Annotated in this window: 20 protein-coding genes and 2 pseudogenes; 13 read left to right on the forward strand and 9 right to left on the reverse strand. The window is 73.2% G+C overall.

Annotated elements, in window-relative coordinates; all coding sequences use genetic code 11:
• Positions 1-24: 24 nt before the first annotated feature.
• Positions 25-828, reverse strand: a complete 804-nt coding sequence (locus AB0M97_RS21330) for an IclR family transcriptional regulator (protein WP_365962497.1) — start codon at positions 826-828, stop codon at positions 25-27.
• A gap of 270 nt (positions 829-1,098) precedes the next feature.
• Between AB0M97_RS21330 and allB the strand changes: the two genes are divergently transcribed.
• Together allB and alc are read left to right on the forward strand one after the other, a co-directional pair.
• Entirely contained in the window at positions 1,099-2,439 is a 1,341-nt protein-coding gene (gene allB / locus AB0M97_RS21335; RefSeq protein WP_365962498.1) for an allantoinase AllB, read from the forward strand.
• Between the two features lie 41 nt (positions 2,440-2,480).
• Complete coding sequence (gene alc, locus AB0M97_RS21340) at positions 2,481-3,596, forward strand: allantoicase (protein WP_365962499.1); 1,116 nt, start codon at positions 2,481-2,483, stop codon at positions 3,594-3,596.
• 61 nt (positions 3,597-3,657) lie between these two features.
• Here alc and AB0M97_RS21345 read toward each other — a convergent pair whose 3' ends face one another.
• Together AB0M97_RS21345 and AB0M97_RS21350 are read right to left on the reverse strand one after the other, a co-directional pair.
• Positions 3,658-4,491, reverse strand: a complete 834-nt coding sequence (locus AB0M97_RS21345; protein ID WP_365962500.1) for an SDR family oxidoreductase — start codon at positions 4,489-4,491, stop codon at positions 3,658-3,660.
• Positions 4,492-4,631: 140 nt separating this feature from the next.
• A complete protein-coding gene (locus AB0M97_RS21350; protein WP_365962501.1) occupies positions 4,632-4,832 on the reverse strand; it encodes a hypothetical protein in 201 nt (66 codons plus the stop codon).
• A gap of 170 nt (positions 4,833-5,002) precedes the next feature.
• On the opposite strand from AB0M97_RS21350, the pseudogene AB0M97_RS21355 reads away from it, so the two are divergent.
• From AB0M97_RS21355 to AB0M97_RS21370, 4 genes and pseudogenes are all read left to right on the forward strand, one after another.
• A pseudogene (locus AB0M97_RS21355) lies at positions 5,003-6,267 on the forward strand (histidine kinase).
• A 106-nt stretch (positions 6,268-6,373) separates the two neighbouring features.
• Positions 6,374-6,682 carry a hypothetical protein gene (locus tag AB0M97_RS21360; protein ID WP_365962502.1) on the forward strand — a complete coding sequence of 103 codons (309 nt, stop codon included), beginning with the start codon at positions 6,374-6,376 and terminating at the stop codon, positions 6,680-6,682.
• A 3-nt stretch (positions 6,683-6,685) separates the two neighbouring features.
• Positions 6,686-7,372 (forward strand): response regulator transcription factor, encoded by a 687-nt coding sequence (locus AB0M97_RS21365; protein ID WP_365962503.1) that lies wholly within the window; start codon positions 6,686-6,688, stop codon positions 7,370-7,372.
• A 58-nt stretch (positions 7,373-7,430) separates the two neighbouring features.
• Complete coding sequence (locus AB0M97_RS21370) at positions 7,431-8,684, forward strand: cytochrome P450 (protein ID WP_365962504.1); 1,254 nt, start codon at positions 7,431-7,433, stop codon at positions 8,682-8,684.
• On the opposite strand, the pseudogene AB0M97_RS21375 reads toward AB0M97_RS21370, so the two are convergent.
• Positions 8,629-9,351: pseudogene (locus tag AB0M97_RS21375) on the reverse strand (Gfo/Idh/MocA family oxidoreductase); the annotation flags it as partial. The gene AB0M97_RS21370 and the pseudogene AB0M97_RS21375 overlap by 56 nt on opposite strands.
• 128 nt (positions 9,352-9,479) lie before the next feature.
• Here AB0M97_RS21375 and AB0M97_RS21380 point away from each other — a divergent pair.
• From AB0M97_RS21380 to AB0M97_RS21405, 6 genes are all read left to right on the forward strand, one after another.
• On the forward strand, positions 9,480-10,217 hold the full coding sequence (locus AB0M97_RS21380; RefSeq protein WP_365962571.1) for a GntR family transcriptional regulator: 738 nt from the start codon (positions 9,480-9,482) through the stop codon (positions 10,215-10,217).
• 267 nt (positions 10,218-10,484) lie between these two features.
• A complete protein-coding gene (locus AB0M97_RS21385) occupies positions 10,485-11,654 on the forward strand; it encodes an ROK family glucokinase (protein WP_365962505.1) in 1,170 nt (389 codons plus the stop codon).
• On the forward strand, positions 11,651-12,226 hold the full coding sequence (locus AB0M97_RS21390; RefSeq protein ID WP_365962506.1) for a sugar kinase: 576 nt from the start codon (positions 11,651-11,653) through the stop codon (positions 12,224-12,226). The genes AB0M97_RS21385 and AB0M97_RS21390 overlap by 4 nt, the downstream gene beginning before the upstream one ends.
• 243 nt (positions 12,227-12,469) lie before the next feature.
• The gene (locus AB0M97_RS21395) at positions 12,470-15,319 is read left to right on the forward strand and encodes a DEAD/DEAH box helicase (protein ID WP_365962507.1); all 2,850 of its coding nucleotides are present in this window, start codon (positions 12,470-12,472) and stop codon (positions 15,317-15,319) included.
• A 278-nt stretch (positions 15,320-15,597) separates the two neighbouring features.
• Positions 15,598-17,940: an SWIM zinc finger family protein gene (locus AB0M97_RS21400; protein WP_365962573.1), complete on the forward strand. Its 2,343-nt coding sequence runs from the start codon at positions 15,598-15,600 to the stop codon at positions 17,938-17,940.
• Between the two features lie 533 nt (positions 17,941-18,473).
• Positions 18,474-18,842, forward strand: coding sequence for a VOC family protein (locus AB0M97_RS21405; protein WP_365962508.1), 369 nt, complete (start codon positions 18,474-18,476; stop codon positions 18,840-18,842).
• A 416-nt stretch (positions 18,843-19,258) separates the two neighbouring features.
• Here AB0M97_RS21405 and AB0M97_RS21410 read toward each other — a convergent pair whose 3' ends face one another.
• The 5 genes from AB0M97_RS21410 to AB0M97_RS21430 form a co-directional block, all read right to left on the reverse strand.
• A complete protein-coding gene (locus tag AB0M97_RS21410; RefSeq protein WP_365962509.1) occupies positions 19,259-20,689 on the reverse strand; it encodes a cellulose binding domain-containing protein in 1,431 nt (476 codons plus the stop codon).
• The gene (locus tag AB0M97_RS21415) at positions 20,686-22,200 is read right to left on the reverse strand and encodes a beta-N-acetylhexosaminidase (RefSeq protein ID WP_365962510.1); all 1,515 of its coding nucleotides are present in this window, start codon (positions 22,198-22,200) and stop codon (positions 20,686-20,688) included. Before AB0M97_RS21415 ends, AB0M97_RS21410 begins: the two co-directional genes overlap by 4 nt.
• A gap of 8 nt (positions 22,201-22,208) precedes the next feature.
• The gene (locus tag AB0M97_RS21420) at positions 22,209-22,958 is read right to left on the reverse strand and encodes a carbohydrate ABC transporter permease (RefSeq protein WP_365962574.1); all 750 of its coding nucleotides are present in this window, start codon (positions 22,956-22,958) and stop codon (positions 22,209-22,211) included.
• A 98-nt stretch (positions 22,959-23,056) separates the two neighbouring features.
• Positions 23,057-24,055 (reverse strand): sugar ABC transporter permease, encoded by a 999-nt coding sequence (locus AB0M97_RS21425; RefSeq protein WP_365962511.1) that lies wholly within the window; start codon positions 24,053-24,055, stop codon positions 23,057-23,059.
• Positions 24,056-24,080: 25 nt separating this feature from the next.
• Positions 24,081-25,337 carry an extracellular solute-binding protein gene (locus AB0M97_RS21430; protein WP_365962512.1) on the reverse strand — a complete coding sequence of 419 codons (1,257 nt, stop codon included), beginning with the start codon at positions 25,335-25,337 and terminating at the stop codon, positions 24,081-24,083.
• Positions 25,338-25,529: 192 nt separating this feature from the next.
• Between AB0M97_RS21430 and AB0M97_RS21435 the strand changes: the two genes are divergently transcribed.
• Positions 25,530-26,357: a GntR family transcriptional regulator gene (locus AB0M97_RS21435; RefSeq protein ID WP_365962513.1), complete on the forward strand. Its 828-nt coding sequence runs from the start codon at positions 25,530-25,532 to the stop codon at positions 26,355-26,357.
• Positions 26,358-26,400: the final 43 nt, after the last annotated feature.

Raw genomic sequence — 26,400 nt, forward strand, 5'->3', positions numbered from 1 at the left:
GCCGCCCCTGCGGGCGAGAGAGGGTCAGGCCGCCGGACCGCCGGAGGTGGCGAGCGCCTGTGCCAGTTCCGTCGCGACCTGCTGGAGCACCGGCACGATCTTCTCCTGCGCGGCCTCCGTGACCCGGCCCGCCGGGCCCGAGATCGAGATGGCCGCCGCGGTGGGCGAGTCGGGCACCGGGACCGCGAGGCAGCGGACCCCGACTTCCTGCTCGCTGTCGTCGACCGCGTACCCGCGCCGGCGCACGTCCTCCAGCGCCGCGAGGAAGCCCTCCGGCGTGGTGATGGTCTTGTCCGTCGCGGCCGGCATGCCCGTACGGGACAGCAGCGCGCGCACCTCCTCCGGCGGGAAGCCCGACAGCAGGGCCTTGCCCACGCCGGTGGAGTGCGGCAGGACACGCCGGCCGACCTCCGTGAACATGCGCATCGAGTGCTTGGACGGCACCTGCGCCACGTAGACGATCTCGTCACCGTCGAGCAGTGCCATGTTCGCCGTCTCGCCGGTCTCCTCGACCAGGCGGGCGAGGTAGGGGCGCGCCCAGGTGCCCAGCAGCCGGGACGCGGACTCGCCGAGCCGGATCAGGCGCGGGCCGAGCGCGTAGCGGCGGTTGGGCTGCTGGCGTACGTATCCGCAGGCCACCAGCGTGCGCATCAGGCGGTGGATGGTGGGCAGCGGCAGCCCGCTGCTGGCGGACAGCTCGCTCAGGCCGACCTCGCCACCCGCGTCCGCCATCCGTTCGAGCAGGTCGAAGGCGCGCTCCAGGGACTGCACGCCGCCAGGGGCGGCGGACCGGGCGGAGTCGGTGGTGCTGGCGCTGGACGTCGGCACGGCGCGTTCCTTTCGGGACTGGCGGGAAGGGCAGAAGCCTACCCGGCAGCCGGTTGACTCCCCGCTTGTGCGGAGCTACGTTCTGCTTTCTGGAATACTAATTCCGCTTTGTGGAAACGTCCAGAGCGGGTTCGTCCGGCATGCCGGGAGGCGGTGTGCCCTTGACGGGGTGCGGACGGGAGTGAAGACTCCTTCAACAGAACGTTGAATTCCGTTGGGTGGAAGTACCCCCGTGACCGGAAACGGACGGCGGCAGAGAGAGGGGCTGGGGTGTCCGACGCTGAACTGGTGCTGCGCTCGACGCGCGTCATCACGCCCGAGGGGACGCGCGCCGCGTCCGTCGCGGTGTCCGGAGGGACGATCACGGCCGTCCTGCCGTACGACGCCCCCGCACCGGCCGGGGCCCGCCTGGAGGACCTCGGCGACGACGTGCTGCTGCCCGGCCTGGTCGACACGCACGTGCACGTCAACGACCCCGGCCGCACCGAGTGGGAGGGCTTCTGGACCGCCACCCGCGCCGCGGCGGCGGGCGGCATCACCACCCTCGTCGACATGCCGCTGAACTCCCTGCCGCCCACCACGACCGTCGACCACCTGCGCGTCAAGCAGAAGGTCGCCGCCGACAAGGCGCACATCGACGTCGGCTTCTGGGGCGGCGCCCTGCCCGGCAACGTCGCGGACCTGCGCCCGCTGCACGACGCCGGAGTCTTCGGCTTCAAGGCGTTCCTGTCCCCGTCCGGCGTGGAGGAGTTCCCGCACCTCGACCAGGACCAGCTCGCCCGCTCCCTGGCCGAGATCGCCGCCTTCGACGGGCTGCTGATCGTGCACGCCGAGGACCCGCACCACCTCGCCGCCGCCCCGCAGCAGGGCGGCCCGAAGTACGCCGACTTCCTCGCCAGCCGCCCCCGCGACGCCGAGGACACCGCCATCGCCAACCTCCTCGCCCAGGCCCGGCGGCTGAACGCACGCGTGCACGTGCTGCACCTGTCCTCCAGCGACGCGCTGCCGCTGATCGCCGAGGCGAAGGCCGACGGCGTCCGCGTCACCGTCGAGACCTGCCCCCACTACCTGACCCTCACCGCCGAGGAAGTCCCCGACGGCGCCAGCGAGTTCAAGTGCTGCCCGCCCATCCGCGAGGCCGCCAACCAGGACCTGCTGTGGCAGGCGCTCGCCGACGGCACGATCGACTGCGTCGTCACCGACCACTCGCCGTCCACCGCCGACCTCAAGACCGGCGACTTCGCCACCGCCTGGGGCGGGATCTCCGGCCTCCAGCTGAGCCTGCCCGCCGTGTGGACCGCCGCACGCGCGCGTGGCCACACCCTGCAGGACGTCGTCCACTGGATGTCGGCGCGCACCGCGCGCCTGGTCGGGCTCGACGGCCGCAAGGGCGCCATCGCCCCCGGCCACGACGCCGACTTCGCGGTCCTCGCCCCCGACGAGACGTTCACCGTGGACCCCGCCGCCCTCCAGCACCGCAACCGCGTCACCGCGTACGCAGGCCGCACCCTGCACGGCGTCGTGAAGCAGACCTGGCTGCGCGGCGAACGCATCGCCGTCGACGGCGAGTTCACCGCACCGAAGGGCCACCTCCTCACCCGGACCGACTGACACCCAGCAGCCCGACTCCCGAAAGGCAGGACCAGATCACCGTGACGGCGATTCCGAGCTTCACCGGCGACGCGAACCCCTACGGAGGCGGTGACCCGTACGCGGACTACCGCACCGCCGACTTCCCCTTCACCCACCACGCCGACCTCGCCGACCGCCGGCTCGGCGCCGGAGTCATCGCCGCCAACGACGAGTTCTTCGCCCAGCGCGAGAACCTGCTGGTGCCCGGGCGAGCCGAGTTCGACCCCGAGCACTTCGGGCACAAGGGCAAGATCATGGACGGCTGGGAGACCCGGCGCCGCCGCGGCAGCTCCGCCGACCACCCCTGGCCGACCGCCGAGGACCACGACTGGGCGCTGATCCGCCTCGGCGCGCCCGGCGTGATCCGCGGCATCGTCGTCGACACGGCCCACTTCCGCGGCAACTACCCGCAGGCCGTGTCGGTCGAGGGCGCCCGCGTGCCCGGCTCCCCGTCCCCGGAGGAACTCCTCACCGGCGACGTGAAGTGGACGACGCTCGTGCCGCGCACCCCGGTCGGCGGCCACGCGGCGAACGGCTTCGAGGTCGCCGTGGAACAGCGCTTCACCCACCTCCGCCTCAACCAGCACCCGGACGGCGGCATCGCCCGCCTGCGGGTGTACGGCGAGGTCGCACCGGACCCCGCGTGGCTCGCCGCGCTCGGCACCTTCGACGTCGTCGCTCTGGAGAACGGCGGCCGGGTCGAGGACGCCTCCGACCTGTTCTACTCGCCCGCCACCAACACCATCCAGCCGGGCCGCTCCCGCAAGATGGACGACGGCTGGGAGACGCGCCGCCGCCGCGACCAGGGCAACGACTGGATCCGCTACCGGCTGGCGACCCAGTCCGAGATCCGCGCCGTCGAGATCGACACGGCGTACCTGAAGGGCAACAGCGCGGGCTGGGCGTCGGTGTCCGTGCGGGACGGCGAGGACGGCGACTGGGTGGAGATCCTGCCCCGCACCCGCCTCCAGCCCGACACGAACCACCGCTTCGTCCTTCGGGCCCCGGCCGTCGGCACGCACGCGCGCGTGGACATCTATCCGGACGGCGGCATCTCCCGCCTGCGCCTGCACGGCTCGCTGACGGAGACGGGAGCGGCACGGCTTGCCGCGCGCCATCGGGAGCTGGGCGGCTGAGAGGCCGCCGGCGTCCAGTCCTCGGGCCCGGCCCGTGTGCCACGGGCTCCCGCGCCGCGGGCTACGCCGCATGCCCCCCGTCCACCGAGAACTCGGCCCCCGTGACGTACGCCGACACCGCCAGGTGTGCCACCGTCGCCGCCACCTCCTGCGCCGTCCCGAAGCGGCCGAGCGCCGTCATGGCCGCCTGACCGGCCGCGTGGGGGCCGTCCGCCGGATTCATGTCGGTGTCGGTCGGCCCCGGGTGGACGACGTTCGCGGTGATCCCGCGCGGGCCCAGCTCCCGCGCGAGGGCCCTGGTCAGCCCGGTCAGCGCCGCCTTGCTCATGGCGTAGAGCGTGCCGCCCGGCCCCGGCACCCGCTGCGTCATGCAGGTGCCGATGGTGACGATCCGCCCGCCGGACGTCATCCGGGCCGCGGCGGCCCGCGTCGTGAGGAACACGCCGCGCACGTTCACCGCGAGGACGCGGTCGACGTCGGCGAGGGTGAGGCTCTCCAGCGGGCCGAGCACGCCCACGCCGGCGTTGTTCACCAGGACGTCGAGCCGCCCGCCGAGGGCCTGGGCGGCTCGCTCGACGGCGCCCCCGGCCTCCTCGGCGTCCGCCGCGTCCGCGCGCAGCGCCACCGCCCGTCGCCCCAGCGCCTCGACGGCCCGTACGACGTCCGCGGCGGCGTCCTTGCCGTTGACGTAGGTGAGGGCCACGTCCGCGCCGTCCCGGGCGAGCCGCAGCGCCGTCGCCGCGCCGATGCCCCGGCTGCCGCCGGTGACCAGGGCCACCTTGCCGGCCAGGGGACGCGCGGCGAGGGATTCCCGTGCCGCGGCGGACTCCTGCGCCGCAACCCATTCCTGCGGCGCAGTGGACTGCTGTGAGGTCGTGAATTCCTGTGAGGTCATGCCCCCATCCCAGCCGTCGGCACACGCGCGTGCCGGCGGCGAACGGACGTCGCCCTCCCGGGAACAGCGCCCGGCCGGTCCCCGTAATCAGCCGGTCCCCGCGCTCATCCTGTCTCCGTGCCCGGCCGGTCCCGCCGCCCTCAGCCGGTCTTCCGGCTCTCCGCGGCCGCGAACAGGGCCACGCCCAGCAACAACAGGGCGATGCTCGCGTACAGCTCGTGCCCGTCGAGGAAGCCGAGCTTCTGCACGAGGCCCCACTTCCAGTCGGTGAACTCGTGCACGAGGCCCATCACGCCCTGCACCAGGGAGATGAAACCGAGGAACTCCAGCAACTGCTTCATGGCTGAGACCCTCGCCGCGCGGACCTCCCGCTGTCATCGGCCGTGGGGCGAGCCGCCCGCGGCGCAAGTAGCAGGTCCGGGCCGCCCGCCGCGCCGAAAGTACCCGGCCCCGCGACTTTGGTCGGTGATCCGGCGCACCCGCGGGTGCGCCGGGCCCGCGCTGCGTAGATTTGCCGACCGTGAGTGGTGACCAGGCGGAGCCCCGGACCCCCGCCGACCTTCCCGCCGCGCGCCGGTGGCTGCTGCCGTCCGCGCTGGCCGACGAACTCGACCCGGGCGCCCGGCGGTCCGGGCGTCCCCGGCGCACCGCCCGCGACTGGATCGTCGACTTCTCCTGCTTCGCGCTGGCCGTCGTCATGGGTCTGCTCGCCGCCGAGTCGATGGCCGAGGACCCGAACCTCCCGGAGCCCGTCGCCGCCGTCGACCAGGTGATCGGCGCGCTGTCCTGCGGCGCCGTGTGGCTGCGCCGCCGCCGGCCGCTCGGGCTCGCGATCGCCATGCTCCCCGTCGGGCTGCTGTCCAACACCGCGGGCGGCGCCGGACTGATCTCCCTGTTCACGCTCGCCGTGCACCGGCCCTTCCGGTACGTGGCGTGGATCGGCGGCGTGTCCCTCGCCTTGCTCCCGGTGTTCTTCCGGCTGCGCCCGGACCCCGACCTGTCGTACCCGGCGGTGCTCGCTTTCACCGGCCTGCTGATCGTGTCGGCCATCGGCTGGGGCATGCTCGTGCGGTCCAAGCGGCAGCTCATGCTCAGTTTGCGGGACCGGGCCCGGCGCGCCGAGACGGAGGCGCGGCTGCGCGCCGAGCAGGCCCAGCGGCTCGCCCGCGAGGCCATCGCACGCGAGATGCACGACGTGCTCGCGCACCGGCTGACGCTGCTCAGCGTGCACGCGGGCGCCCTGGAGTTCCGGCCCGACGCGCCCCGCGAGGAGGTCGCGCGGGCGGCGGGAGTCATCCGGGAGAGCGCCCACGACGCCCTGCAGGACCTGCGGCAGATCATCGGCGTCCTGCGCGCCGCGGAGGCCGACGACGCCGGCGGCCGGCCCCAGCCGACCCTCGCGGCACTCGACGCGCTGGTCGCCGAGTCCCGCGAGGCCGGCATGAAGGTCACGCTCGACCACCGGGTCGACGACGCCGAGTCCGTACCCGCCGTCGTCGGCCGCACCGCGTACCGCATCGCCCAGGAGGGCCTGACCAACGCCCGCAACACGCGCCCGGCGCCGAGGTGGCGGTGACCGTCACGGGCGGGCCGGGCGACGGGCTCGTCGTGTCCGTGCGCAACCCCGCACCCGAGGGCGAGGTCCCGCACGTCCCCGGCTCCGGGCAGGGCCTGATCGGACTCACCGAGCGCGCCACGCTGGCCGGCGGCACGCTGGAGCACGGCTCCACGGCGGACGGCGGTTTCGGGGTACGCGCGTGGCTGCCGTGGAACTGACCGCGCCGCCCCCATCTCCGCGCGGGCCAGCGGCGTTTGCCTTGCCGGTCGCGCTGGCTATGTTGGTCCAGCTTCAGCACCGCGCTTCTCGGAAGGAACAGCCGGCGTGAGTTTCGGGGGACCCCATGATCCGTACCAGCCGCAGTGGCCGACGTACGGCGGACCGCATCCGCCACCCCCGAACGGCGGCCCGTACGCACCGCCACCCGGCCAGGGGCCGTACGCACCGCCTGGCCAGGGACCGCACCCGCCTTCCCACTACGGCCTGGGCGGCCCCGCCTCGGTGACGGCGGTGGTCTGGTGGGAACTGCGCGTACTGCGCACCCGGCACGGCGTGGTGCTGCGCGCCCAGGGTCGGGCTCAGGGATACGGCACCCGGCGCCCCGAGTCCCCGTCCACCACCGTGATTGCGTAGGCCATGACTGCGATCCGACTGCTCCTCGTCGACGACGACCCCCTCGTGCGGGCCGGGCTGTCCTTCATGATGGGCGGCGCGGACGACATCGAGGTCGTCGGCGAGGCCGGTGACGGCGGCGAGGCCGAGGCGCTCGTGGACCGCACCCGCCCGGACGTCGTCCTCATGGACATCCGGATGCCGACGGTCGACGGCATCACGGCCACGGAACTGCTCCGCGCCCGCGAGGACGCCCCGCAGGTGGTGGTGCTGACCACCTTCCACGCCGACGAGCAGGTGCTGCGGGCGCTGCGCGCGGGCGCCGCCGGATTCGTCCTCAAGGACACCCCGCCCGCCGAGATCCTGGACGCGGTACGGCGGGTCGCGGCGGGCGATCCCGTCCTGTCGCCCGCCGTCACCCGCCAGTTGATGCGGCACGCGGCGGGCGGCGCGGCCGGCACCCGCCGGGCACGCGCGCGTGAGCGCATCGCCCTGCTGAACGACCGCGAACGCGAGGTCGCCGTCGCGGTCGGCCGCGGCCTCGCCAACGCCGAGATCGCCGCGGAGCTGTTCATGAGCGTCGCCACCGTCAAGACCCACGTCTCCCACGTGCTGTCCCGGCTCGGCCTCAACAACCGCGTGCAGATCGCCCTGCTCGCCCACGATGCCGGGCTGCTGGAGGAGCAGGCGGGCGGGCCCGACGGGCACTAGCCGGGGGCGCCGGTCGTTGCAGGGGTGCGGGGACCGGAACGGGCCGGGGGGAGGGCACATGACCGAGGTGATCGACCTGGGCGAGTACGGCGCGCAGTTCCGCCGCGACCCGTACCCCGTGTACGCGCGGCTGCGCGAGCGCGGTCCCGTGCACCGGGTGCGGATGCCCGCGCCCGACGGTCACCACCTGGTGTGGCTCGTCGTCGGGCACGCGGAGGCGCGGGCCGCGCTCGCCGACCCCCGGCTCTCCAAGGACGCGGGGAAGTTCGGGCGGACGTTCCTCGACGAGCAGCTGATCGGCACGTATCTGCTGGTCGCGGACCCGCCCCAGCACACCCGGCTGCGCGGACTCGTCTCCCGCGCGTTCACCGCACGCCGCGTGGCCGGACTGCGCCCGAGGATCCAGGAGATCACCGACGACCTGCTCGACGCGATGCTGCCGCGCGGCCGGGCCGACCTCGTGGAGTCCTTCGCGTACCCGCTGCCGATCACCGTCATCTGCGAACTGCTCGGCGTGCCCGAGATGGACCGCACCGCGTTCCGCAGGATGTCCACGGAGGCGGTGGCGCCCACGAGCGCCGAGAGTGAGTACGAGGCATACGTGCGGCTCGCCGCGTACCTGACCGAGCTGATCGAGGACAAGCGGTGCGCCGGACCCGGTGACCCGCCCGGCGACCTGATCCGGACCACCGGTGAGGACGGCGACCGGCTCTCCCCGGGCGAGCTGCGCGGCATGGCGTTCGTGCTGCTGATCGCGGGCCACGAGACGACGGTCAACCTCATCACCAACACGGTGCACGCGCTGCTCACGCACCCGGAGCAACTCGCCGCGCTGCGGGCCGACACGAGCCTGACCGACGCGGCGGTGGAGGAGACCCTGCGCTACGAGGGCCCGGTGGAGAACGCGACGTTCCGGTACGCCGCGGAGCCGCTGGAGATCGGCGGCACGGCCATCGGGCAGGGCGAGCCGGTGCTGATCGGTCTCGCCGCCGCCGACCGGGACCCCGGCCACTTTCCCGCCCCCGACCGCTTCGACATCCGCCGCGACCCGCGCGGCCACGTCGCCTTCGGTCACGGCATCCACTACTGCCTGGGCGCGACACTGGCCCGCGTCGAAGCGGGCACGGCCATCCGCAGCCTGCTGGAGCGCGCACCCGGCCTCACCCTCGACGGCCCACCGGGCGAGTGGCTGCCGGGGGCCTTGATGAGGGGGGTGGTGAGCCGGGGAGCGATGACCGGCTACCGGCGACCGCGACCCCGGCCAGCTCCATGCGGACGTCGTAACCGGCGCCGTTCAGCCGCGTCCCGGTGACCGTCGCCAGAGTGCCGTCGTCGAGCGAGAGCACCACCGCGGCCGTGTCGACGTCACCGGCCTCCCGGAACATCCGCGGCCCGGCGTCGGACCCGGCGGCGTACACGTCGACCACCTCCCGCCCCGTCACCCAGCGCAGTATGTCGAAGTCGTGGATCAGCGTGTCCCGGTACAGCCCGCCGGACAGCGGCAGGTACGCGGCCGGCGGCGGCGCCTGGTCGGACGTCATCGCCCGGACGGTGTGCAGCCGCCCGAGCCGCCCCGACCGCACCGCGTCCCGCGCGCCCCGGTAACCGGTGTCGAAGCGGCGCTGGAACCCCATCTGCAGGATCGTCCCGGCCGCCTCCACCTCGGCGATCGCCTGCAGCGTGCCCGGCAGGTCGAGCGCGATGGGCTTCTCGCAGAACACCGGCAGCCCCGACCGCGCCGCCCGCCCGATGAACTCGGCGTGCGCCGGTGTCGCCGTAGTGATCACCACGGCGTCCACGCCCCACTTGAAGATCTCGTCCACGCCGGGGGCGGCCGTCTCGCCGAGCCGCTGCGCCAGTTCCTGGGCCCGCGCACCGTCGGCGTCCGTGAGGATCAGGGACCCGACGTCCCGGTGCCGGCTGAGCGTGTTCGCGTGGATGGTGCCGATGCGGCCCGTACCGATGACCCCGATGCGCATGGAAACAAACTGCGGCCCCGCCCCGCCCCTGTCAATGCGTATGTCCGGACAACCGAACTACACAACTTCCCGTCAACAACGCACGGAGCTACGCTCGGGCCGTGCCGAAACCAGGAGTGGACCCGACCGTGCAGCTCGATCTCAGCGTGGACCGCAGCTCTCCGGTGCCCTTGTACTTCCAGCTGTCGCAGCAGCTGGAGGCCGCGATCGAGCACGGCGCGCTGACCCCCGGCAGCCTGCTCGGCAACGAGATCGAGCTCGCGGCCCGGCTCGGCCTGTCCCGGCCCACCGTCCGCCAGGCCATCCAGTCCCTCGTCGACAAGGGACTCCTGGTGCGGCGCCGGGGCGTCGGCACACAGGTCGTGCACAGCCAGGTCAAGCGCCCCCTGGAACTGAGCAGCCTCTACGACGACCTGGAGTCGGCGGGACAGCTCCCGGGCACGAAAGTCCTGGTCAACACGGTCGTACCGGCCTCCGCCGACATCGCGGCGGCGCTCGCCGTCGCTGAGGACAGCGACGTGCACCGCGTGGAGCGGCTGCGGCTCGCGCACGGTGAGCCGATGGCCTACCTGTGCAACTACCTGCCGCCCGGCCTGCTCGACCTGGACACCGGCCAGCTGGAGGCGACCGGCCTGTACCGGCTGATGCGGGCCGCCGGGATCACCCTGCACAGCGCCCGCCAGACCATCGGCGCCCGCGCCGCCACGGCCACCGAGGCCGAGCGGCTCGGGGAGCGGGAGGGCGCGCCGCTGCTCACCATGCAGCGCGTCACCTTCGACGACACCGGCCGCGCGGTCGAGTACGGCACGCACACGTACCGGCCGTCCCGCTACTCCTTCGAGTTCCAGCTCCTCGTACGGCCCTGAGCCCGCCCGCACCCCGGCGCGTCCGCGCCCCATGTTCGTCTCAATGTCCGGACAAAGTGATCGTGCCCTCTCCGCGCGGGGACGGAGTGTGGGGCGCTGATCCGCGAACGGCCCGTGAACTGCGAAGCCGCCGGACCGCAACGCCGCCGCGAACGGTCGCGGCGAACCGCGCGATCAGCCGGCGACCAGCCGCACCCGGCACCGTCGGGCAGCACCGTCCTTGCCCCGGCCCACACTCAGCGTGAGCGTGAGGCAGAATCGGCGACGATGAGCACCTACCGCGACTTCACCGCCCCCATCGGCTCCCGCCGAGCGCCGGTCCTGCGCACCGTCGGCACCCGGGAGCGCCGCTCCCACCTGACCGCACCCCGGGTGCCGACGGTGGGCATCGACATCGGCGGCACCAAGGTGATGGCGGGCGTGGTCGACGCCGACGGCAACATCCTGGAGAAGCTCCGCGCGGAGACCCCGGACAAGTCCAAGAGCCCCAAGGTCGTCGAGGACACCATCGTCGAACTGGTCCTGGACCTGTCCGACCGGCACGACGTGCACGCCGTCGGCATCGGCGCGGCCGGCTGGGTCGACGCCGACCGCAACCGCGTGCTGTTCGCGCCGCACCTGTCCTGGCGCAACGAGCCCCTCAGGGACCGCATCACGAGCAGGCTCTCCGTCCCCGTCCTGGTGGACAACGACGCCAACACCGCCGCCTGGGCCGAGTGGCGCTTCGGCGCCGGACGCGACGAGGACCACCTGGTGATGATCACGCTGGGCACCGGCATCGGCGGGGCCATCCTGGAGGACGGCCAGGTCAAGCGCGGCAAGTACGGCGTCGCGGGCGAGTTCGGGCACATGCAGGTCGTGCCCGGCGGCCACCGCTGCCCGTGCGGCAACCGCGGCTGCTGGGAGCAGTACAGCTCCGGCAACGCCCTCGTGCGCGAGGCCCGTGAGCTGGCCGCCGCCGACTCCCCGGTCGCCTACGGGATCATCGAGCACGTCAAGGGCAACGTCTCCGACATCACCGGCCCGATGATCACCGAGCTGGCCCGCGAGGGCGACGCCATGTGCATCGAACTGCTCCAGGACATCGGGCAGTGGCTCGGCGTCGGCATCGCCAACCTCGCCGCCGCCCTCGACCCGTCCTGCTTCGTCATCGGCGGCGGCGTCTCGGCCGCCGACGACCTGCTGATCGGCCCCGCGCGGGACGCCTTCCGGCGCAACCTCACCGGACGCGGCTACCGCCCCGAGGCCCGCATCGCCCGCGCCCAGCTCGGCCCCGAGGCCGGCATGGTCGGCGCGGCCGACCTCGCCCGCCTCGTCGCCCGCCGCTTCCGCCGCGCCAAGCGGCGCCGCGTGGAGCGGTACGAGCGCTACGAGCGGTACGTCCAGTTCCGGCGCGGCACCGACCAGTTGGGCCGCACCACCGAGGGGTCGGCATGACCGCGGCACCGCAGCCGGCAGGGCCCAACCGCCCGCCCCGTCCCGTCGAGGACCGCCGGCACATGATCCGCCGCAGGGCGCTCACCCTGCTGATCATCGTGCTGCTCATCGGCATCCCGGCCGGCTACCTCGTGATCTCCGCGAACCAGAGCCGTGACAGCGGCAAGGACAAGGAGGCCAAGTACTCGGCGACCGGCCTCACCGCAGGCTGGCCGTCCAAGGTGCAGCGCCGCCTCTACCAGGTGCCGATACCGCACCCGGCGGACCGCATCGCCTACTACGAGACCAACAACTGGAAGACCAGCCGGCTCTACGTCCAGTTCGGCACCACCGCCGCGGGCCTCGACGCGTTCCTCACCGGCATGGGCGTCACCCGCGGCGACCTGACGAAGGGTCACGTGACGATAGGCGCCCGCGACCAGAAGGTCAGCGGCTGGCGGTTCCCGGACGACGGCCGCTGGTGGGGTCTGGTCCACCGGCAGAAGAACCCGGCGCCCACCCAGGACGTCGTGGTCAACCTGTCCAATCCGGAGCACGTCATGGTGTACGTCGTCTCCCGCACCGTGCCGTAGCACCCCTGCCCGCCGGTCGCCGGGCGGGGTCGGCCTGAAGGTCGCCCCGCGCCGGCCGGGTCCTCCGGTCGGCGCGGCGTGAAGGTCGTCCCGCGTCGGCCGGGCTCCGGGCGGCCGGGTCCCCGTCGGCCGGGTCGGCCTGGATCGTCCCGCGTCGGCCGGGCTCCGGGGCCGATTGTCAGACCCCGCCCGTAGAGTCGAAGACACATGAGCCGACACACGGGACGGGAGGTGACAGGACGTATGAGCGGCACGGCTGCCGTGGCCGGGCGGACGGGCGACACCGATGCCGCCGCCGGTCCGGTCCCCGCCCGGCTCGCGGCCGTCTTCCTGCCCGCGCCCCTGCCGCGCGAGAGCACGGTCGCCTTCTGGGACCCCCAGGGCGGCCCGCTGCCCGAAGCGGAAGCGCAGCACACGGAGCTCAGGGTCGTACGACGGCACGGCGCCGGAGCACGCCGCAGGACCACCCCGGCGCTGACACTCCCGGTCGGCGGGGCGCTCCCGCTGCTGGCCCGCGCCCGGCACGACCCGGCGGCCCACCCCGCCACCGCCTGCTGGGGCGCCGCCGCGCTGCACGCGCTGCGGCTGACCGCCCGGGGCCGCCTGCTGCCCGGCCTGACCCCCACCGGACACGACGCCTGGCGCGCCGGCCCGCTCGACCAGGACGACATCGCCCACCTGAGGGCGGTCGCCGCCGCCCTCCCCTACGAGGGGCACGCGGTCCCGCTGCCCGGCCCCGGCCCGCTGCGGCTGCCCGAACCGGAAGCACTGGTGCGCGCCTTCCTGGACGCCGTCGCCGACACCCTGCCCCGCACCCCGGCCGCGCCCTACGCCGCGGGCAGACCCTTCGCGGCGAGCACCGCCCAGCACCTGCCGCACGCACACGACTGGGCCGCCGAGGTCGCCGCCGGCATGGACGCGGGCGTGCGGATCTCGCTGCGGCTGGACCTGTCGGCGTACGCACTGTTCGACGGCGGACCCGACGCCGGCCTGCGCAGTGCGGGCGCCGCCATCGTCCAGGTGCACAGCCTCGCCGACCCCACCCTGGTCGCCGACGCGGCGGCCCTGTGGGCGGGGGACGCGGACGACGCCTTCGGACCACGCGCGCGCGTGGACGCCGCCCTCGCGGTGCGCCGGGCCGCCCGGGTCTGGCCACCGCTCGACCGGCTCGGCGAGCAGGACGTGCCCGACGTGCTCGCACTGTCCGAGGACGAGCTCAGCGACCTGCTCGGCGTCGCCGCCACCCGGCTCGCCGCGGCCGGCGTGGCCGTGCACTGGCCGCGGGACCTCGCACAGGACCTGGCCGCCACGGCGGTCGTCAGGCCCGCGCCCGGCTCGGCGACCGACGGCACCGGGTTCTTCGAGAGCGAGGACCTGCTCCAGTTCCGCTGGCAGCTCGCGCTCGGCGGCGACCCGCTCAGCGAGGCCGAGATGGACGCGCTCGCCGAGGCGCACCGCCCCGTCGTCCGGCTGCGGGACCAGTGGGTGCTGGTCGACCCGGCCCTCGTCCGCAAGGCCCGCACACGCGACCTCGGCCTGCTCGACCCGGTCGACGCCCTGTCCGTCGCCCTCACCGGCACCGCCGAGGTCGACGGCGAGACCGTCGAGGCGGTTCCCTCGGGCGCGCTCGCCGCCCTGCGCGACCGTCTGACGGCCGGCGTCCGCCCCGCCGAACCACCACCCGGGCTGCGCGCCACCCTGCGCGACTACCAGCTGCGCGGTCTGGCCTGGCTGGACCTCATGACCTCCCTCGGCCTCGGCGGCTGCCTCGCCGACGACATGGGCCTCGGCAAGACGATCACCGTCATCGCCCTGCACCTCAAGCGCGCCCGCAGCGAACCGACACTGGTGGTCTGCCCGGCCTCCCTGCTCGGCAACTGGCAGCGGGAGATCACCCGGTTCGCCCCCGGCGTCCCCGTCCGCCGTTTCCACGGCCCCGACCGCACCCTGACCGGCCTGCCCGGCGGCTTCGTCCTCACCACGTACGGCACGATGCGCAGCGCGGCACCCGCCCTCGCCGAGCAGAAGTGGGGCATGGTCGTCGCCGACGAGGCCCAGCACGTCAAGAACCCTTACTCCGCCACGGCCAAGGCGCTGCGCACCATCCCGACACCCGCGCGCGTCGCCCTCACCGGCACCCCGGTCGAGAACAACCTCTCCGAGCTGTGGGCCCTGCTCGACTGGACCACCCCCGGCCTCCTCGGTCCGCTGAAGTCCTTCCGCGCCCGGCACGCGCGCGCCGTGGAGAACGGCGAGGACGAGGAGGCCGTGGAGCGCCTCGCCCGCCTCGTCCGGCCCTTCCTGCTGCGCCGCAAGAAGTCCGACCCCGGCATCGTCCCCGAACTGCCGCCCAAGACCGAGACCGACCATCCCGTACCGCTCACCCGCGAACAGGCCGCGCTGTACGAGGCGGTGGTCCGCGAGTCGATGCTGGCCATCGAGACCGCCGAGGGCATGGCACGCCGGGGCCTGGTGCTCAAGCTCCTCACCTCGCTGAAGCAGATCTGCGACCACCCCGCCCTGTTCCTGAAGGAGGCACTGTCCGGCGGCGACCGGCAGGCCGCCAGGTCGGGGAAGCTCGCCCTGCTGGACGAGCTGCTGGACACCCTCCTCGCGGAGGACGGCTCCGCACTCGTCTTCACGCAGTACGTCGGCATGGCCCGCCTGATCACCGCGCACCTCGCCGAGCGCGCCGTCCCGGCGGAGCTGCTGCACGGCGGCACGCCCGTGCCGGAACGGGAGCACATGGTGGACCGCTTCCAGAGCGGCGCGACGCCCGTCCTGGTGCTGTCCCTGAAGGCGGCCGGCACGGGCCTGAACCTCACCCGCGCGGGCCACGTCGTCCACTTCGACCGCTGGTGGAACCCCGCCGTCGAGGAACAGGCCACCGACCGCGCCTACCGCATCGGCCAGACCCAGCCCGTCCAGGTCCACCGTCTCATCACCGAGGGCACGGTCGAGGACCGCATCGCCGAGATGCTGGAGTCCAAGCGCGCCCTGGCCGACGCGATCCTCGGCTCCGGCGAGGCCGCCCTCACAGAACTGACGGACCGCGACCTGTCCGACCTGGTGTCCCTCCGGAGGCCGTCATGACCCCGCGCCCGTCCGAGGAAGCCCGCCGCGCGCTCCGGGAGGCACGGGAACGGCGGGGGGCGGGATGGTTGCCGGGTGATGAGGGTGAGCCGGGCGGGCCCACGGAGGTGAAGCGGACGGGGGACGGGGCGGCGGAGGCCGGCTCGCGGGAGCCGACGCGGCCGGGGACGGAGCCGGGGTACCCCTCGGGGCGGCGGCCCGTGGGCGCGGCGGAGACATCACCGTCCGGCGCACAGGAGACACCGGCCGGTCCCGCAGAACCCCGACGCCCCGGCGACATCGCCCGCGAGGCACTGCGACGTGCCCGTGCGTCTCAACGGACGCAGGAGTCGGGGCCCGACGCCGAGGACGCGCCGGGGGAGAGGGGCGAGGAACCGACGCAGACCCTCGGCGGCCGGGGCACGGACGGTGCCGGGCACGCGGGGGACTCCGCGGCGCGGCAGACCGAGAGGAAGCCGGGTTCTGCCCGCCCTGTCGGCGGGGAGCGCGCTGGAGGGCGGGGCGGGGGAGCCGAACCGAGGTCCGCTGGGCCGATTGACCCCGAGCGTCGCGGGCGGCGGGGCGCGGAGAGGGGGCGAGGCTCTGCGGGTTCTGCCGACGTGGGGCGCGCTGGAGGGCGGGGGGCGGAGCTGGAGCCGGGGGCTGACATTCCCGCCGACACCGAGCGCCCAGGATTGCGGGGCGCGGCTGCTGGGTCGGGTCCAGAGCGTTCCGCCGACACCGAGCGCTCAGGGCTGCGGGGCGCGGCCGCCGAGCCAGGTTCATCCTGCCCCGGCCACACCGAGCACGCCGGACCGCGGCAGCCCGGGGTCGATTCCCGCTCCGCCGTGCCCGTCGACGCGGAGCGTCCCGCGCTGCGGCGGGCCGGGACCGAGCCGCGTTCCGCCCGCCCCGCGGATGTGGCACGCGAGGCGCTGCGCGCGGCACGCCGAGGCACAGCGGGAGGAACAGCCGGGGTACCGGACGGGCGGACGTCCCGCGAGCGCGGGGGCGCACGGGGCGGCAAGGCCGGACCAGGTGCTGCTCGCCGCGGCCGCGGCGAGCGGGGCGCCGCCGGTGCCGGTTCCCGGGAGGACCGGAGCGGCGCCGCAGCCCGCGCCCGCGAACTCCGGGAAATGCTGGCGGGCGCCTTCCGGCTCCCGCCGGAAGCGTCCGGCTCCGCCGAGCGCCGGCCGGACGAGGACGAGGTGCCCGAGCGGGGGGCGGCTGCCCCCGGACCCACCACTCCCGGACGCCCACCCGGCGAACCGACCCCCGCCTCCGCCCCGGACGAGCAGCACGCCCCCGCCGTCACCACCGACACCACCCTCGTTCCCACCCCCCGCTCCATGGCCGCCCCCAGCCGCGACGGCGACCTGCGGCGGACCTTCCCGGCGTTTCCCGCGCGCCCCGCAGGGAAAGACGCGGCGTTCGCCGGCACCTGGTGGGGGAATGCCTGGGTGACGGCGCTGGAAGAGGGCGCCTTGGACGCCAACCGGCTGGCGCGCGGCCGGGGGTACGCCGAGCGGGGGCACGTCGACGCGATCACCGTCACGCCGGGGCTCGTGCTGGCGTACGTGCAGGGCAGCCGCCCCCGGCCCTACCGCGTACAGGTGCGGCTGCGGACGCTCGGCGACGCCGACTGGGAGAGGTTTCTGGACGCCGCGGCGGAACGCCCGGGACACATCGCGGCGCTTCTCGACAAGGAGCTGCCGCAGTCCCTCGCCGACTGCGGGGTCCCCCTCCTGCCCGGCCCTGGCGACCTCGCCCCGCAGTGCAGTTGCCCCGACTCAGGTCACCCCTGCAAGCACGCCGCCGCGCTCTGCTACCAGACGGCGCGGCTGCTCGACGCCGACCCCTTCGTGCTGCTTCTGCTGCGCGGCCGGGGCGAACGGCAGCTGCTGGACGCGCTGTCCCGGCTCAGCGCCGCCCGCGCGGCCCGCGCCGCCCAGGACCGGGCGCCGGCGGCCTTCCCCGGGGTCCGCGCCACGGAGGTCCTGGCCCGCGGCGAACCCCCCGCGCCGCCACCGCCGCTGCCCCCGCCACCACACCCCGAACAGCCCCCGGCGTACCCGGCGGCACCGGGCGGCCCGGACCCCTTCGCGCTGGACCAGCTCGCCACCGACGCCGCAGCCCGCGCCCACGCGCTGCTCACCACCGGCCGTGATCCGGTCGGAGGCCTGACGCTGTGGCAGGACGCAGTCCGCCTCGCCGCCGCCCGCCCCGGCTCCGGCCTGACCGCGAGCACCCGCGCGCTGTACTCCTCGCTCGCCACCGTCACCGGCCGCACCCCGGCCGACCTGGCCCGCGCGGTGGCCGCCTGGCGGCAGGGCGGGCTCGCGGGCCTGACCGTACTCGAGGAGCTCTGGGACCCGCCCGCCGGCCGCTTCGACCGGGCCCGCCCCCTGCTCCTCGCCGCCGACCTCCCCGCCTTCCGCCCTTGGCACAACACCCTCACGCACCCCCAAGGACACCTCCAGCTGCGCCTCGGCCGCGACGGGCTGTGGTACGCGTACGAGTCGGAGCCGGGCCACGACGACTGGTGGCCCCGCGGCACCCCCGACCTCGACCCGGTCGGCGCCCTCACGGGCCTCGGCATGCCGAGCCCGCCCGATCGGCCGGATCCACCGAATACCCTGTGACCGGGGGAGCGGGCGGACACAATGCCGGAGCTGTCGAAGGCCGTTGCCAGGTCGGCTCGCCGGACGCCCAGGGCATCGATGCCGGACGGCTCGGAGGCGGGGAGGCGTATCACCGGGCCCGCTGAGGCCACTCAGCCTCCCCCTCCCTCCCAGTCATCTCGCCAACCGCAAGGCCGGCCGACCTCCAACGCGCGACACGCCCCGCCGGCACGGCAACCGCGTCGTCGAGATCCGCACCTGGTCCATCAGGGGATCATCCCTCGTGGCCAAGCCCCTGGCAGGTCCAGGACGTCCAGCCATCGGATCGCGCGACGCCCATGGGTGGGCATGCGGGTTCCCCGCCGCCCTCACATGAACAAGGCACGACGCCGAGCGGACTGGTCCGCGGTCCTCTGTTGTGTCCGCCCCGTGAGCGCGCGGGCGTCTCGGGCGGCGGTCTGGGGCGTAGATCGACTGGCGGGGCGCTTCCACCGATGAGTTCGCCGTCCTGGCGCGGTCTGCACAGCGACACGACCGTTCTCGACAGGAGTGCCATGTCCACCATCCAGCCAGTGATCCTGACTACCGACCAGGACGTCCTGGCCCGCTTCTATACGAAATTGTTCGGCGCCGAGGAGATCTTCCGGGTGCCGGAGGAAGGGCCGGCCTTCTACCTCGGCTTGCGCATCGGCGACACCGACCTCGGGCTGGTGGCCAAGACGGATCTGGATACCGGGGCGGCACCGCGGGTCCTGCTCAGCATCGGTGTCGACGACGTCGACGGGACGCTCGGCCGGGTGGTCGCGTTGGGCGGCTCGGTCCGCAGCGGCCCCAACGACATGCCGTGGGGACAGCGCGTCGCCCACATCCTGGACCCGGACGGCAACCCGGTGAACCTCACCCAGCCGATCCCGGACCGGTGACGCAGTTCCGGGCGCTTGTGCCGGTCGTGGGCCGCCTGCGGTAGGGATCGTGTGCTGGTAGGCCTCGATGTGCAGGTGGGCCGGAATGCGGTCGCGGTCAGCGGCGGCGATGGCGTGAGTGCGGCCGGGCCGGGCGGCCGCTGCCCACGCCAGACGCCCCGGCCCGTCGGTCAGGGCCATCACGTGCGGGCCGTGGCGGCGATGCCTGCCGGAGCGGTTCGGGCGGTTCGCGCGGCCGATGGGGCGCTGAGTGACCGCCCTGCGCGGGCAGAGCAGATGCGCGGCGTCGAGCGGATAAGCCCAGGGGCTACTGACCCGCAAGAGCGCCGGCGGCCGAAGGACAAGCGCGTCGCGGCAGGTCGGCCTCGCGGGCGTGGCGGGCGGACGCACAGGCTGCGTCCGCCCGCCGCGGGTGGTCACTGACTTGCGGGCACCGTGTCCTCGAAGGTTGTGCCTGCGGCCCGGTAGGCGGCGATCTTCGTGGCGACCTGGGCCGGAGTCAGCACCTGGTCCTTGACGTGCAGTACGTAGTCGACTTTCTGGTCGTAGGCGCGGGGAGTGGTGCTGGTCTGGCCCGCCAGGTCGATGAGCCACTGGTTGAAGTTGATGGACATCGGCCGTTCGGGCAGGTAGCGGGCGTCATGACGGCCGAACTCCTGGCCGTCGACGTAGTAGGTGATGTTGCTGTCGTTGATGGTGACGACGAGGTCGTGCCAGCCGGCATAGCTGGTGCGGGACTCCGAGTGCTGGTTGACGGCCTCCCAGGGGTCGGGCCGGTAGGTCTCCCACGAGGTGGTGTAGAGGATGTTGGCGGGTTCGCCCCAGCCGCCGTTGGGCAGGTACTCGAAGTCGTACTCGGCGTAGTCGTCGGCCATCGGGGCCCTGAGGTCGTTGATGGTGAAGAACGTCTGCACCACGCGGTCGCCGTCGGGACCCGACTTCGGCGCATCGGAGAAGCGCACCCGGGCCGCGTAGGTGCCGTTCTTGAACTTCATCGCCTTGGTGAGGACTTCGGTGTGCTTCGTGGACTCGGGCGTCCCGGCTGTCGAGGTCTCCAGGTTCATGATCGAGTTGGTCCCCTCCTTGGCGAAGGTGACGTTCTGCGCCGCCCAGGTCGCGCCCGGCACCCCCGGCCCGCCCGCGTTGGACCGTACGCTCCAGCCGTGGGCGCCGATCGCGGGATCGGTGTGCGAGGTGTAGTTGAAGTCGTCGAAGAGCGTGGCGCCCCCGGTCGGCGGATCGGTCGGGTCCGGACCGGGCCCCGGGTCGTTGCCCTCGGGCGCCGTCCCCCACACCGGCGTACCGCCGACGCTGGCGGTGACCTTGGACCAGTTGCCGTACGACGTCTGGGTGGGCCCGAAGGAGTAGTCGTCGTTCTGGTTCAGCGGCTGCCAGTTGGAGCGGTGGAAGCGCAGCTGCATGTCGCCGGTGCTCGCACCGGGCGCGAGGGTGCCGGCGCTGGCGGTGAAACCGATTTCCAGGTAGCGGTCGGCGGTGGCGGTCGGCCGGGCGAGGGTGCCGAAGGTGCCCGTGATGTTCCCGCAGCCCTTGACCGCCCAGGAACAGGCGAAGGTGTACGAGGCGCCGGCGTCGGCCTTGAAGTAGTACCGGATCTTGACCTGGCTGAGGGAGACCGGCGAGGTGCCGGTGTTGACCGCCTTGAACCAGGGCTCGGCCTGGTCGCTGCCGGTGGCGCTCTGCCGGTACTGGACTGTCAGTGACTCGCCGGCGGCGGCAGCGGGCGCCGCCGACAGGGTGGCGCAGCCGAGGCCGGTCACGAGGGCGGCGGCCAGGGCCGCGCGGATCCGTGTGGTGCGCGCTCTCTTGCTCGTGCTGATGCTGGTCACCTGGTGGTCCTCTCAGGACGAAGGATCGCGGAGGGGCGGCTCGGCACTCCGAGAGCGTCGAGCCGGGTTCTGTGGTGGTGCAGCCGTGCCTGGAATCCGGGCCAGTCGCGGCCGCCGGACCAGGCGGTGTCGGCCAGCGCGCACAGCCGGGGGAAGGCGAGGTACTCGGCGTGCGCGGCGGTGGCCACGTACTCGGTCCACAGCTGCGCCTGGGTGCCGAGCACCCGGGCGGCGGCCGCCGCCTCCCAGTGGGCGGGGGCGGGTTCGATGGCGTACACGGCCCGCAGGTCGACCGCGTCGCCCACCTGGCCGGGCGGTTCGTCGGGGTGGGCGGACTGCGGGTAGTCGAGGTACGTGGAGCGGTGCGGCGCCATGATCACGGGCTGGCCGCGGCAGGCCGCCGCGAGCCCGTGCTCCTCGTCACGCCAAACCAGGGCGGCGAAGGACTCGGGCAGGTCGCGGCCGGTCTCGGTCCACCCCAGCGGCCGCCTCCCGCGCCCGGTCAGGAAGGTTCCGACGCGCGCCATGAACCACCCGTGGAGCGCGTCGGGGCCGTCCAGCCCTTCGTCCGCCACGCGCCGCAGGGCGGTGGGTGAGCGGTGCCATTCGGTGGTCGGGCACTCGTCACCACCGACGTGGATGTAGGGCGAGGGGAAGAGGTCCATGACCTCGTCCAGTACGGTCCGACAGAAGTCGAGGACCTCGTCGGTGACACCGAGGACGGTGTCGCACACGCCCCAGCTCTTCCAGACGTCCAGTCGCCGCTCGGGGAAGTTGCCGAGGTGCGGGTAGGCGGCCAGGGCGGCACGCGCGTGGCCCGGCATCTCGATCTCCGGTACGACGGTGACGCCCCGGTCGGCGGCGTACACCACCAGATCGCGCAACTCCTCGCGGCTGTACGCGCCGCCATGAGGCGCGCCCGCGACCTCCGTGAGCCGGGGGTACGCGGTGATGGGCATCCGCCAGCCCTGGTCGTCCGTCAGGTGCAGGTGCAGCACGTTGAGTTTGTGCAGGGCCAGCAGGTCGGTGAAGCGCCGCAGGAAGGAGACGGGCTGGAAGTGGCGGGCCACGTCGAGCATCGCGCCGCGCCAGGCGTACCGGGGGGCATCCGTGATCTCGACGGCGGGGACGGACCACCGTACCCCGCGTACCGGTTCCGTCTTGAGGGCGGCGACCGGCAGGAGTTGCCGGATGGTCTGGACCCCGTGACGCAGCCCGGCGGCACCCGCGGCACGGAGCAGCACTGCTTCGCCGCTGACGGTCAGGCCGTAGCCTTCCGCGCCGAGGTCGGTGAGCCCGGGGTCGAGGACGAGGACGATCCGGCCGTCCGGGGCGAGGGGCAGCGGCAGACCGGTCGCGGGGGCCAGCAGGGTGCGCAGGAGGGCGGCGGCGGGCCCGGCCCCTGGGGTGACGCGGATCGCCGTCGTGTCGTCGAGGGTGAAAGCCCCGGCGGACCGGCTGAGTTTCGAAGGGCTCGGGACGAGTCCGGGGTCTGCGGTCGGTGGGAACACGGTGCCTCCTATCCCTTGACCGCGCCGCCGGCCAAGCCGGTGGCGACCCGGCGCTGGAGCACCAGGAAGAGGATGAGGACGGGCAGCGCGAAGAGCGTGGAGGCGGCCATGGTGGCGCCCCAGTCGGTGCCGAAGACGTTCGAGAACGAGGAGAGCCAGACCGGGAGGGTGCGGTCGTCCTGGTTCTTGATGATCAGCATGTTGGCGAAGGCGAACTCGTTCCAGGCGGTGATGAACCCGAAGAGCGAAGTGGCGAGCAGACCGGGCGCGAGGAGCGGGAAGGTGACCCGGCGGAACGCGGCCGCGCGGGTGCAGCCGTCGACCTGGGCGGCCTCCTCCAGTTCCTTGGGTATGGCGGTGAGGAAGCTTCGCAGGGTGACGATGGTGAACGGCAGGGTGATCACGAAGTAGACGAGGGTGAGGGTGGCGAGCCGGTCGAGCATGTCGGTGTCGCGTGCGATGACGTACATCGGGACGAGGAGCGCCTCCCAGGGCGCGACCTGCGCGATGAACACCATCAGGACGAAGCCGCGGCGGCCTTTCCAGCGCAGCCGCGCCACCGCGAAGGCCGAGGCGAGGGCGACCACGAGGGCCAGCAGCACACAGCCGGCCGTGACGATGAGGCTGTTGCGCCAGAACGACCAGAACCCGTCGGCGTTCACCGCTGCGGAGAAGTGCTCCAGCGTCAGCGAGGTGGGCAGGAAGACGGGCGTCTCGGCCTGGATGTCGGGGGTGGGCTTGAAGGCGGTGAGGACCATCCAGTACACGGGAAAGACGCAGAGCACGAAGACGACCAGCGCGCCGGCGTTCAGGGGCAGCCGCCGCAGCGTGCCGGACCTGGATGCGGGGACGGGGCTCACAGCTCGGCCTCCTGCCGGAACATCTGACGGAAGTAGAGGATCAGCACGGCGATCAGGATGAGTACGGTGAGGGTCGCCGCGGCGGCTCCGAGGTCGTAGCGGTGCAGTGACCGGGCCACCTGGTAGGAGTAGACCGGCAGGGTGGTGGTCGCTCCACCGGGACCGCCCCCGGTGACGGCCCAGATCTGGGCGAAGCACCGGAAGACCCAGATGACTTCGAGGCTCAGGAGGAGTCCGAAGATCGGCCTGAGGAGAGGCAGGGTGATCGAGCGGAAGGTGCGCCAGCCGCCGGCGCCGTCGATGCGGGCCGATTCGAAGAGTTCGGCGGGAACCGTGGTCAGTGCGGAGTGCAGGGTGATGGCGACGAACGGCACGGACTGCCACACGACGAGCAGGACCAGGACGGTGAAGGCCGCCGGCCCGTGTGCCAGCCAGGAGTAGTCCTGGAAGGAGTCGAACCCCAGCCGGACCAGCAGCCAGTTGACCACTCCCAGGCGGGAGGAGAAGAGCCACTGGAAGACGGTGGTCGTGGCGATGACGGGGCTGGCCCAGGCGAGCACCAGTCCGCTCAGGACCAGGGTCCGCATCCGCTTGCCCAACCGCTGGAGCATGAGCGCGACGACCGTGCCGATCACCATGATGAGTACGACGTTGATCCCGGTCCACCACAGCGTGCGCCGGGCGACCTGCCAGAACTCGCCGTCGCGCAGGATCTCCCGGTAGTTCTCCAGGCCGGCGAAGTCCGCGCCTCCCCGGATCAGTTCGGCCATCCCGTAGTGCTGGAGGGAGATCAGCAGATTGCGGGCGAGGGGGTAGGCGAGGAGGAAGGCGATGCCGACGACCGTGGGGGCGATGAGCAGGTAGGGCCACAGGGCGCCGGGAACGGCGCGTCTGCGTCCGGCCGACGCGGAAGCCGACGCGGGCGCGGCAGCATGAGCTGTCGCTTCTGCGACCGGGCCGGCTGCCGTGCCGGGACGGGTGGCGGGGCGCGTCATGCTCTCTTCCCCGACCAGGCGCCGCTCATGAGTTGAGCGTCTTGCTGATGGCGTCCGAGGCGTCCGTCGCGGCCTTCCGCGGGTCGCTTCCGGTCAGCACCGCGGTCATGTACTCCTTGATCGGGTTGGTGGCCTCGACGGCGGCCCACTGCGGGGAGTTGGGCGTCGCGCGCCCGCGCGCGGCTGCCGCGGCCATGGCGGCGGTGCCCTCGTCGTCCTCCAGGGCGTCGGCCAGCGACGTCCGGTTGGGCACGTAGCTCATGGTTTTGGCCAGATCCCTCTGCCACTTCTCCCCGGCGAGCGATTTGACCACTTGGTAGGCCGCGTCGGGGTGGGCGGAGGCGGCGGGGATGATCAGATCCGAACCGCCGGTGAAGGTGGTTCCCGGTCTGCCCGCCGTGCGGCCGGGGATCGGGAAGAAGCCGAGCTTGCCCGCGAGGGCCGGGTTGGCCTGCTCGATGATCTTGGCGCCGCCGGGAACGGCGATGATCTGGGCGACGTCCCCCTTGGCGAATACGTCCGCCTGCGGCGGCTTGGCCTCGTCGGAATCCCTGGGGCCCTGGCCCAGCGCCTGGAGCCGCTGGTAGAAATCCATGCCCCGGAGAGCTTCCGGGCTGTCGAGCGAGCCCTTCCACCGGTCACCGTTCTTCTCGGCGAGTTCTCCACCCTCCTCCCAGATGAAGCCGGCGAGGGTGTACCAGTTCTGACCGGGCAGATAGATGCCCTGCGTCTTGCCCCGGTTCAGCTTTCCGGTGATCCGCAGCCACTCGTCACGGGTCCTGGGCGGGGAGGTGATCCCGGCCTTGGTGAAGAGATCCTTGTTGTAGATCACGACGCGGTTGGCCGCGTACCAGGGAACGCCGTACTGCTTGCCGTCGATCTTCCCCGGCTCGGCGAGGCCGGGGAGCCAGTCACCGCCCCGCAGTTCCCCGACCTTGTCACTCAGGTCGAGGACGCCGCCGCTCTGCGCGTACTGCGCGACCTGGGTGTTCCCCACCTCGATCACGTCGGGGGCGTCCTTGCTCGCGAGCGCGGCGGTGATCCTCTCGCCGATTCCGTCCCACTCCTGTATCTGGACGTCCAGGACCGTGTCCTTGTGCTGCCGCTCGAAGTCCTTCTCGAATCGCTGGAGGAAGGCGTCGGTGACGCTGTCCTTCATGATCCATACGGTCAGTGTGTCCGGGCCGGCCGCCCGGTCGGAGCCGGACGAGGAGGTACTGCAGGCGGTGAGCGCACAAGCGGCCGCGAGTGCCGCGGCAGTGGGGATGAAGCGGATCTTCACTGGATTCACCTCAAGGGAGAGTTGACCAGTTGGTCAACTGGGCAACGGTGTGGCTCGAAGGTGGCATAGACCAATCTGGGCGTCAACCCCCCGGGAAACAAGGGTTTTTCGGTAGGCGGGGTAACGGTGAACGCCTAAACTGCCGTTTACCACCAGACCAGTTGTGGGCGGCGAGGCAGAGAGGTCGGAGTCATGGAGAGCAACCCCTCAGGTGCCGTACTCAAGCGGGAGCGGGTCCGGGAGTTCCTCCTCGGCCTGATCGAGGTACGCCGACCCGGCGACGCCATCCCCTCGGAACGCACGCTCAGCGCCGAACTGGGCGTCTCCCGCCCCACCCTGCGCGCCGCCGTCGACGAACTCGTCGCCACCGGCCAGCTCGTACGCGAACACGGCCGAGGCATGTTCGTCGCCCCCGCCAAGATCACCCAAGAACTGGTCTCGGACGACGCCGCCTTCGCCGTCCCCAGGGCCGGGGGCACCTGGTCCAGCAGGCTGCTGAGACTGGACACCATCCGCGCGGGCGCCCGCATCGGCCGCAAGCTGCGTGTCTCCCCGGCTGCCGAGGTGGTCTACATCGCCCGGCTGCGGCTGGTCGACGGAACGCCGATGGCCATAGAGCACCTGCACATCCCCGCCGACCTGGTCCCCTCCCTCACTCCGCAGGAGCTGGAGGCAGGAGACCTGTACGACCACCTGCGGGAGCACCACCAGGTCCACGTCGACCAGGCGGTGCAGTCCATCGAGCCGACCGTCGTCAACGAGGCCGAAGCCGGCGTGCTCGACGTCCCGGTTCTCTCACCCGCCCTGCTGATCGAGCGCCTGACCACTGACACCGCCGGTCATCCGGTCGAGTACGTCCACTCGGTCTACCGGGGCGACCGCTACCGCATCGTCTCCCGGCTCGCCCTGGGCGTCACCGCCCCGCACTCACGCCCGGAGAGCCACCACCCGGGCATTCCACCGGGCGACTTCGCGCACGGGGACATCATCACGTTCTCGACGACAGGAGACGCGCGCTGACCGGGGGCGACCCACCGGCGGCGCCCACCGCGGGCCGTCGGCC

The organism is Streptomyces sp. NPDC051207 (assembly GCF_040682395.1).
Taxonomy (GTDB): domain Bacteria; phylum Actinomycetota; class Actinomycetes; order Streptomycetales; family Streptomycetaceae; genus Streptomyces.

What these genes read in the sequence shown, in the direction of transcription:
- AB0M97_RS21345 (WP_365962500.1), bottom strand. Translation starts at nt 4,491, where the DNA reads ATGACCTCACAGGAATTCACGACCTCACAGCAGTCCACTGCGCCGCAG.
- AB0M97_RS21350 (WP_365962501.1), bottom strand. Translation starts at nt 4,832, where the DNA reads ATGAAGCAGTTGCTGGAGTTCCTCGGTTTCATCTCCCTGGTGCAGGGC.
- AB0M97_RS21365 (WP_365962503.1), top strand. Translation starts at nt 6,686, where the DNA reads ATGACTGCGATCCGACTGCTCCTCGTCGACGACGACCCCCTCGTGCGG.
- AB0M97_RS21370 (WP_365962504.1), top strand. Translation starts at nt 7,431, where the DNA reads ATGACCGAGGTGATCGACCTGGGCGAGTACGGCGCGCAGTTCCGCCGC.
- AB0M97_RS21385 (WP_365962505.1), top strand. Translation starts at nt 10,485, where the DNA reads ATGAGCACCTACCGCGACTTCACCGCCCCCATCGGCTCCCGCCGAGCG.
- AB0M97_RS21390 (WP_365962506.1), top strand. Translation starts at nt 11,651, where the DNA reads ATGACCGCGGCACCGCAGCCGGCAGGGCCCAACCGCCCGCCCCGTCCC.
- AB0M97_RS21395 (WP_365962507.1), top strand. Translation starts at nt 12,470, where the DNA reads ATGAGCGGCACGGCTGCCGTGGCCGGGCGGACGGGCGACACCGATGCC.
- AB0M97_RS21405 (WP_365962508.1), top strand. Translation starts at nt 18,474, where the DNA reads ATGTCCACCATCCAGCCAGTGATCCTGACTACCGACCAGGACGTCCTG.
- AB0M97_RS21420 (WP_365962574.1), bottom strand. Translation starts at nt 22,958, where the DNA reads ATGGTCCTCACCGCCTTCAAGCCCACCCCCGACATCCAGGCCGAGACG.
- AB0M97_RS21425 (WP_365962511.1), bottom strand. Translation starts at nt 24,055, where the DNA reads ATGACGCGCCCCGCCACCCGTCCCGGCACGGCAGCCGGCCCGGTCGCA.
- AB0M97_RS21435 (WP_365962513.1), top strand. Translation starts at nt 25,530, where the DNA reads ATGGAGAGCAACCCCTCAGGTGCCGTACTCAAGCGGGAGCGGGTCCGG.